This window comes from Kribbella sp. NPDC002412, from assembly GCF_053592935.1.
On record NZ_JBSFBL010000009.1, the window covers coordinates 195,114 to 202,543 of the forward strand.

General features: G+C 70.7%; 6 protein-coding genes. 4 read left to right on the top strand and 2 right to left on the bottom strand.

All coding sequences use genetic code 11. The annotated features are described in order from the left end of the window. Window positions 1-12: 12 nt before the first annotated feature. On the bottom strand, window positions 13-1,440 hold the full coding sequence (gene eccB, locus ACWCOV_RS10485; protein WP_449828964.1) for a type VII secretion protein EccB: 1,428 nt from the start codon (window positions 1,438-1,440) through the stop codon (window positions 13-15). A 1-nt stretch (window position 1,441) separates the two neighbouring features. Next, the gene (eccD, locus tag ACWCOV_RS10490) at window positions 1,442-2,824 is read right to left on the bottom strand and encodes a type VII secretion integral membrane protein EccD (protein ID WP_449828965.1); all 1,383 of its coding nucleotides are present in this window, start codon (window positions 2,822-2,824) and stop codon (window positions 1,442-1,444) included. Window positions 2,825-2,945: 121 nt separating this feature from the next. Here eccD and ACWCOV_RS10495 point away from each other — a divergent pair, with 121 nt between their 5' ends. From ACWCOV_RS10495 to ACWCOV_RS10510, 4 genes are read left to right on the top strand one after another with little or no spacing between them, the layout of a single operon-like run. Further along, window positions 2,946-3,557: a hypothetical protein gene (locus ACWCOV_RS10495; protein ID WP_449828966.1), complete on the top strand. Its 612-nt coding sequence runs from the start codon at window positions 2,946-2,948 to the stop codon at window positions 3,555-3,557. Beyond that, window positions 3,554-4,126, top strand: coding sequence for a hypothetical protein (locus ACWCOV_RS10500; RefSeq protein WP_449828967.1), 573 nt, complete (start codon window positions 3,554-3,556; stop codon window positions 4,124-4,126). Before ACWCOV_RS10495 ends, ACWCOV_RS10500 begins: the two co-directional genes overlap by 4 nt. A 13-nt stretch (window positions 4,127-4,139) precedes the next feature. Continuing rightward, window positions 4,140-5,471: a serine/threonine protein kinase gene (locus ACWCOV_RS10505; protein ID WP_449828968.1), complete on the top strand. Its 1,332-nt coding sequence runs from the start codon at window positions 4,140-4,142 to the stop codon at window positions 5,469-5,471. Between the two features lie 46 nt (window positions 5,472-5,517). Beyond that, on the top strand, window positions 5,518-7,410 hold the full coding sequence (locus tag ACWCOV_RS10510) for a fibronectin type III domain-containing protein (protein WP_449828969.1): 1,893 nt from the start codon (window positions 5,518-5,520) through the stop codon (window positions 7,408-7,410). Window positions 7,411-7,430 lie beyond the last annotated feature (20 nt).

Genomic DNA, 7,430 nt, shown 5'->3' on the forward strand with positions numbered 1-7,430 from the left:
CTGCTGTCCGCGCTACTGCGTCGAGGCGCGGGTCGCCGCGGCGGGGTTCAGGCCGCTGCCTTGCGGCAGCCGGCTGGCCAGCATGGCCGGGATCCTCACCGGGGTGACGTCGGCGTAGCCGAGCATCGCGAGGACGCCGGGATCCGCGAGCGGGTAGATGCGGCCCATGTCGGTCACCACCGAGATCGTGCCCGCCGGCGCCCGGTCGGTCGGCATCGCTTCGATGACCGCAGCGGTTCCCGGTGGGACCAGGACGCGGTCGGCCAGCGCCGTACCCATCCGCCCGCGCCGGGGCGTCACGGTCGCCTCGTCGCGCGGCGGAAGCTGCGGGTCGATCGAGATCGACGGTACGGCGCTCCCCGGAGTGAACGCCGCGCAGACGGTCCCCAGCCCGTCCCGCGGCGCGACGAACGTTGGCCGCGACCGCGGCGCCTTTCCGGTCTCCGGGCCTGACGACGGCGCGGCCTGGCCGACGGAGACCAGCCCGAGCTCGATCGCACGCGGCGCCTTGCCGCCGTACGCGGCGGCCATCGGCTTGTACGCCGTCTGAATGTCGTACTGGAGCTCCGAGATCGGAATCAGCCGCTCCTTCGCGGCCAGGTAGTACTGCACGCCACCGCTGGACGGCTTCACCACGAACAGTTGTCCGATCAGTGTGCGCGGCCGCTCGGGGATCGCCGTGGACGGCCGACCGATACCGGCAGGCTTGATCGGCATGATCCGCTCACCGTCCGGCAGGGCAGCGACGAAGGCGGCACCCACCTTCACCCACGGCTCCGAGCGGAGCGCGAGGCCGACCGTGGCGGCTGCGTCGGACCTGTCGATCTGGTGCCGATAGCCCTTGCTGATCAGGTACTGATCACCGGTCTCCAGCACCTCGACGAGCAACGCCTCGTCGCTCACCGTCTGTCCCCCGGCCGGCCGCTGTCCCACCATCAGGACCGACTCGCTGGTCCGCGCGCCGGTCGGGTCGAGGGTGGGCTGCGAGCACTGCGTCCAGCCCCCGGTCAGCAGGCGGTCCTTGGCGGGCAAGGCGTCCGGCGCGTCCGGGATACCGATTCGAGGTCCGCGTGGCACACCCCGCAACGACCTGCGGGACACCCGGCGCGTTTCGCCGTACTTGCCTAGGGCAAGGAGCGCCGAGGTGTAGTTGGCGACCGGGTGCAGCCGGCCGTCGACGTAGACGAAGCGGGTGCCGGTCTCCTTCTCGACGATCACGGCATCACCCTTGGACCAGGCCTTGCTGCCGCCGGGAACGAGCAGGCCGTAGACACCGACGACCGCGAGCGCGAGCACCGCGATGGCAACACTCCAGAAGGCCGAGCTGGTGGGGCGACGGAACGGCGGCTGCTCCGGATCCGACTCCCGGGTGACGAGCGCGGACACCATCCGCTGGACCGAGAACTGGTGGGACTGCAGTTGGTCCTTGCGACTTGCCATCTCAGCCTCCGAGGCCGCGGACGACGCCGTACAGGCCGAGGACCGCGCAGGCGACCGGGATCAGCGCGAGCGTCACCAGGACTTCGAGGATCTCGGCGTACCGGCTCAGGTACGGGCTCGGCGGCTTGGTGCTGTACCGCAGTCCCAGGAAGATCGCGGCCGCGGCGACTCCGACGGCCACCGGAACGACGACCGGCACGGGATCGGTGTACCGGTGGCTGAGTGGGCCGAGGGCCAGTCCGGCCGCGCCGACCAGCCCGGGGACGAGCAGCATCAGCCGTTGCTTCACGATCGGGTAGAGCCGGGACCGGATCAAGCAGCCGACCGTCAGGAGACCGACGAGGATCGTCGTCGAGCGGCTCGGATCATGCAACAGCAGGACCAGGCACACCGCCTCCGTCACGAGCAGCCCGCCCAGCATGCCGGTGAGCAAGCCGTCCGCGCGGACGACCGCGCTGTACACCTGCCGTCGTGGCGGGAGGGGATCGTCGCGCACCAGATCCGCCGTCGTCCGCGGGAGAATGGGCATCGGCAAGCGGCCGGCTCGGATCGCCAGAGAAGCGAGCAGCGGCGAGAACGCGAACAACGCCGGCCCGATGATCGCCGCGACGTCGGCGCCGCCGAGTGACTCCGCCGTACCGATCCAACCACCAGCCACTCCGAGCACGCCGGCACTGATCGCGGCAGCGAAGAAGGTGGCTCCGTCGACCACGCCGACGTAACAGGCGACCGCGGCAACGAGTACGGCGGCCGATGCCGCGAGCAACTGTGGTGCGCCGATCGCGGGCCTGTCAGCTGTGCCGGCGAACAGCAGCCCACCGCCGACGGCCGCGAACGGCATGGCCAGGCCACCGATCAGCGCTCCTGCTCCGGAGTCACCGACCACTCGGGCGAGTACGACGGCGGCGGCAACCAGCAGCAAGGTCAGCAACAAGAGCCGACCCGCCGGATGCGACCAGGGTGCGCCTCCCCGGACCACCGTGATCAGTGCAAGGACCAGGCCGGCGACTGCGACCGCAAGCCCCGCCATCCGGGTGTGCCAGGCAGACCAGGCCGAGCCGAGGCGGCTGGATCCGGATGACACCGCAACCACGAGATCGTCGTACTCCAGTTCCGGCCAGTCGATCCGGCGAGGCACGAGGTGCAGGATCTCGCCGTCTTTGATGCGGTGGGAGCCGAGGGTGCGGCCCAGGGTCAGCTCGCTGCCGTCAGAGCGGCGCAGGACCCATCCGCCGTCGGGGACGGCCTCGTCGGCCAGGTGTTCGCCGGCCTTGGAGAGGAGGCCGGGGAGGATCTCGGCGACTGAGGCGTGTTCCGGTAGGGCGAGGTCGAGGCGTCGTTGCGGGGCGGCGACGGTGACCCGGACCAGACCTGTGATGTTCATGGTTTCAACGATCAACGGGGGCGGCGACGGGGTGGGATGGACGACAGCTTCCTGCCGTCGGCGAGGTCGTGGTGTGCGGGCGGCCTAGCCTGACGGCACGTTGAGCTGAAGGGGTGACGTCGTGGTGGAGCTGCTGATTCCGGTGGGGCATGACCTTGGGGTGTTGCACTCGGGAGGTGAGCACCGGCAGCAGGTCCGGGTCGGGATCGAGGTGGCGGAACTGGCGGATCGGGAGTTCGGGGTCTGGCTGCTGGCGCACGGAGTCGACGCCGAGGACCGGCCGTCCCGGGAATCCCTGGTGACGTTGGCGGAGAAGCTCGGGCTGGACGGCACGGAGGTGGCGGCGACCGTGGAGAGGTTCGTCGAGGACGGGCTGCTCGCGACGGTCGATCCCGACTCGGACAGTGCGCTCACGTTTGCGCGGGAGCATCAGTTGTTTCCGTTGATGCATGGGCTGGGGCCGGATGCTGACGAGCCTTGGCTGCAGACCGTTGGGGTGCTGGATCAGGCGGTCGCTCAGGTTTCGCAGGCGGTGTACGACGTTTGGGCGTGGGCCTACCTGGCGCCGGAGTTGTGGACGGGGTGCCGGGATGCGGCGGTGGTGGCGCGCGAGGCGGGAGTGGCGAACGAGGAGGAGACCGATCCGCGGCAGGTGCTGGCCGGGGTGCTGAGTCAGGCTCACGGGTTGCTGGCGGTGCGGGCGGCGTACTTCGACCGGCGGAGGGTTCGATGAGTGCGACGGTGTTTCCCGTCGGGCACTACGGCGGGGTGCGTGGGGACGAGCAGGTGGTGCGGGTGGGGTGGAGCCAGCACCGGATCGGCGCGGATGCGTTCGGGGTCTGGGTGTTGACGCACGGGCTGCCTGAAGTTGGCAAAGGGCAGTGGACTGTCGATGACGTGATCGGCCAGGCCGAAAGGACCGGGATCGCGGATGGGGCCAAGCAGCTCGAGCGTCTGGCCGACGCGGGCCTGGTGGCGGTCATCGACGACGCGGCGAACTTTGCGAAGGCGCACCGGATGGATGTGCTGTTCGTTGGCCTCGGCAACACGCCGGAGCGGCTCGACGGGCATGCGGTCGGGATTCCCGGGCTGGGGACGGCCGCCGTGCTGGACAGCGACTGTTACGAGTTGTGGCAGTGGGGGTCGGTGGCGCCGTCGTTGTGGCACAGCTGTGAGGTGCGGGCGACCGTGACGGCGGGACACGGCGAGGTGGCCGATCCGGGGAAGGCGCTCCCGGAGATTCTCGGCGATCTGCGGTTTCTGATCGCCCACGGTTGCGCCCACCTGGACGTTGCCGGGTGACAGGATGTCCTTGATGGCTGAGATTCCGCTTGATGCGCTGGTACCGCACGCCACCGGGCCGGTCGCGTCGGTCTACTTGCTGACGGGTGGGCGTACGGCGGTCTTGAAGGTGTACCCGCGGCCGCTGGACCGGCGGACGTACAACGCGGTCGAGGTCGAGCAGGTGAAACTGACGGGGTTGCGGTCGGCGGCGTCGATCGTGCGGGTGGAGGCGCTGGACGAGCTGCCGGACGGGCGGACCGGGTTGCGGATGGAGTTCTGTCCGCAGTCGTTGCCGGATCTGGTGGCGAACGGGCCGTTGCCGATCGGGGACGTCGTCGTACTCGGGCAGATCCTCAGCTCGGTGCTCGCCGAGGCGCATGACACCGGGCTGGTGCACGGCGGGGTCACACCGGCCAACGTGCTCGAGCGGCCGAGTGGGCAGCCCGCGCTCGCCGACTTCGGAGTGGCGCTGCGGTTGCGGTTCCCGCGGGACCTGATGGCCGACGCCGCGTACACGGCGCCCGAGGTGCTGCGGGACGGCGAGCTGTCGGAGCAGGCCGACGTCTACGGACTGGGCGCCGTACTGTACCTGGCGCTGACCGGGCAGTCGCCGTTCCCGGCGCGGACGGGTGAGTCGGCGGACGGCGTCGTACTGCGGGTGTTGCGGGAGCCGCCGCCGGAGGTGTCGGGGCGGGACGTGCCGCCGGCCTTGTCCGGGCTGCTGCAGCGGATGATGGCGAAGGATCCGGACGCGCGGCCGGAGGCGGTCACCGTGCTGCGCGAGTTCGAGCGGCTGCTGACCGCCGAGCCGGTCGAGGACCAGCTCGACTTCGACGACTTCAGCGACGAGCTGGCCGCGGGCCGAAGCGTGCCGGTGGCAACGGTTCCGCCGAAACCCGTGGTCCGGAAGGCGAAGAAGACGGAGCCGCGGAAGTCGCGGAAGGGCCTGCTGATCGGGGCCGCCGCCGCGGTCGCGCTGGTCGCTGTCGTGCCCGTGATGATCCAGCCGGGCGACGACGACGAGGCCACGCCCCCTCCCCCGACGGCCAGTACGGCGGCCACCCCGAGCGTCACCGCGTCGGCCGCGGCGAAGATCGTGCTGAAGCCGCCGCAGGACAAGGTCACGTCCGTTGTGCTGGCGTGGTCGTTCCCGAAGGAGCTCGACGAGTACGTCGTCTTCGTCGCCGAGCAGGGCGCCAAGACCGCGCGGATCGCCGATCGCGGCCGGATGACCTCGCTGACCGTGCAGGTCAGTCCCGGACTCAAGTACTGCTTCCAGGTCCAGGGCACCGACGGCGTCGCGACGTACGAGAGCGACCCGCAGAGCCTCCGCGGAGCGACCTGCCTCAACGGTGGACGGTAGACGGAAACTGGACCGGTCCTGGACCTTCGTCCCATAGTCTGGTCCGGTGAAGCCGATTTCCTTCCGCCCCCGGCGGCTCACCAAGGAAAAGACCGGACTGGCCGCGGTGGTCGCCGGCTGCGTCGCCCTGATGAGCATCGTCGTGCTGACCGGCTCGGGCAGCGCGAGCTCCGGTGTCGGGTTCACGCAGTCCGGTCACTGGGTCTACAACAGCACGATCGGCAAGATCTTCCACCTGAACGGCGCGACCGGCGACGTCGACGCCGAGGTCGGGTTGAACGCCGGCACGCCCGGCGCGCAGGTGGTGCAGACCGACAAGAACGGGTACGTGCTGTCCCGGTCGCGGATCGACCAGTTCGGCAAGTCGGACCTGACGGTCGCCGAGCCGATCGAGGTTCCGGTCGACGAGCAGCCGGTCGGTCTCGAGGGGGCCGGGGTCGCGTTCGCCGTGTACCAGAAGGCCGGGCGGGTGATGCGGTTCGGCGAGAAGCCGGTGACCACGTTCCCCGGCGGCCGGCTCGGCGACCCGGTGGTCACCTCGGACGGGACGCTGTGGGTCCACCGGGCGGATCAGGGCGACCTGTGTCAGTTGCCGCCAACCGCGGACCGGATGTCCTGCCCGGCGTCGGTCCCGAAGGGCCACAAGGGTGCGCTGACCGCGATCGGCGCCGGCGCCGTGTTCGTCGACCTGACCGCGCGCGCCGTGTACAGACTGACCGGCGACGGGATCGCCGACCGCGCCGAGTTGGGCGCGGCCGACGTACCGGACAATGCCCTTGTCGCCGGCAACGATCTCGACGGGCGGCTGGCGATCGTCGACCCGGAGAAGAACGTCGTTCACCTGGTCGACGTCCCGGCCGAGGGGAAGACGCCGGCCGCGCCGGCCCGGGCGCCGATCCGGCCCGGGCACTACGACAAGGTCGCTTCCTCAGGGCAGGGCCTCGCGCTGCTGGACCGCAAGAACGCCACCCTGCTGACGCTCGGCCGCGACGGCAAGGAGACCTCGCACCAAACGGTCGCCGGCCCGGCCGAGGGCGACAAGAAGCGCGAGCCGAACCTGTTCCGCGGTGACGACTCCCGGGTGTACGTCGAAAGCGGCAAGGGCGACCGCGTCGTCGTGGTCGACCGCGACGGTAGGACCAAAGCAGTGCAGCCGGGTCAGGTGAAGAAGACGACCCCGGTCCCCACGCAGACCACCCCCAGCAGGCCGACCGAGACACCCAAGGTCCCGGTCAAGACAGCCGCCCCGCCGGCGAAGAAGCCGTCGCCGCCGGCGAACACCGTGGAACCCCAGCGGACCACGCCGACCAACCAGGCGACCGCGAAGCCGGGGCTGCCCGGCGCACCGAGTGGCGTCCAAGCGCGGGCCGTCGCAGGAGCCGCCACCGTGACGTGGAAACCGGCGGCCGCACATGGCGCGACCATCACGTCGTACCGGCTGAGCTGGAGTGGCGGCTCGATGACTGTGCCCGGATCGGCAAGGTCGGCCCGGATCACGGACCTGGCCGGCAACACCGGCTACTACATCAGCGTCCGGGCGGTGAACCGCGTCGGCGCGGGTCCGGCGGTGCGGTCGAATCGGGTCGAGTTCAGCTGGGCGGTGGCGGAGCGGCCGACCGGCCTCGCGGTGCGGAGCAACCCGAGCAGTGGAACTCTCGTGCTCGGCTGGACCAGGCCCGCTCTGAACGAAGGCACCTTCGTCCGGTACGACGTCTCGATGGGCTCGCAGACGCGGACGACGACGGCCACCCAGCTCACCTGGACCGGACTGACGGACGGGACGCGGTACACGTTCACCGTTCGTGCGATCACCCGCGCGCCGGACGGCCGGACGCTGACCGGCGAGGCGGCCACCCTGGCGGCCACGCCGCAGCTCAAGCCGAGCGTGCTCGCCTCCCGCGGCGCCTGCTCGAGGACCTGCAGGACGAGTTCGACCTGACCTACGTGATGATCGCTCAC

Coding starts and splice junctions, on each gene's coding strand:
- eccB (WP_449828964.1), bottom strand. CDS start 1,440: ATGGCAAGTCGCAAGGACCAACTGCAGTCCCACCAGTTCTCGGTCCAG.
- eccD (WP_449828965.1), bottom strand. CDS start 2,824: ATGAACATCACAGGTCTGGTCCGGGTCACCGTCGCCGCCCCGCAACGA.
- ACWCOV_RS10500 (WP_449828967.1), top strand. CDS start 3,554: ATGAGTGCGACGGTGTTTCCCGTCGGGCACTACGGCGGGGTGCGTGGG.
- ACWCOV_RS10505 (WP_449828968.1), top strand. CDS start 4,140: ATGGCTGAGATTCCGCTTGATGCGCTGGTACCGCACGCCACCGGGCCG.